2 tRNA genes are annotated in these 572 nt (G+C 45.1%); both read left to right on the top strand.

What is annotated here, in order from left to right:
• Positions 1 to 142: 142 nt before the first annotated feature.
• A tRNA-Ala gene (locus RM552_RS17700) sits at positions 143 to 218 on the top strand.
• Between the two features lie 130 nt (positions 219 to 348).
• A tRNA-Ile gene (locus RM552_RS17705) sits at positions 349 to 425 on the top strand.
• The last annotated feature ends 147 nt before the right edge of the window (positions 426 to 572 follow it).

The following is a 572-nucleotide window of genomic DNA, read 5'->3' on the forward strand; positions in this document are numbered from 1 at the left end:
CGTGCCAATTTTTTCTTTAGGGAAAATCTTGCGCAAGCGATGTTTGTAATTTCAACGGAGACGTTGGTGCATTCATGGGCTCGCATGGCATATTTAAGAATAGAGACACCATACCGAAGTTTTTACAAAGATATGTAGAAATGGGGCTATAGCTCAGCTGGGAGAGCGCCTGCCTTGCACGCAGGAGGTCAGCAGTTCGATCCTGCTTAGCTCCACCATTTATTACCAACACTTGCATTGCAAGTGGGCGTGGTCAAGGGCTTAAACGCAGGGATATCCTGCTGAGCTTGACTACCTCGCTACAGTTAACAAATATTCACAGCTAGCTATGTGTTGAAAAGTGAACATAGGCTTGTAGCTCAGCTGGTTAGAGCGCACCCCTGATAAGGGTGAGGTCGGCAGTTCAAGTCTGCCCAAGCCTACCATTTACCACCGACACTTGCGTAGCAAAGATGTTGCCGACACGTTGAAGGTATTTGGTTTGGAATAAGCAGTATGGTGTAACGATAACCTTAATAAATAGGTTCCCTCATGATGAAGGTGAGAAGTTATTTATTAGGGTTTTTTTAAGC

It is taken from the genome of Glaciecola petra, from assembly GCF_031846345.1.
GTDB lineage: Bacteria > Pseudomonadota > Gammaproteobacteria > Enterobacterales > Alteromonadaceae > Glaciecola > Glaciecola petra.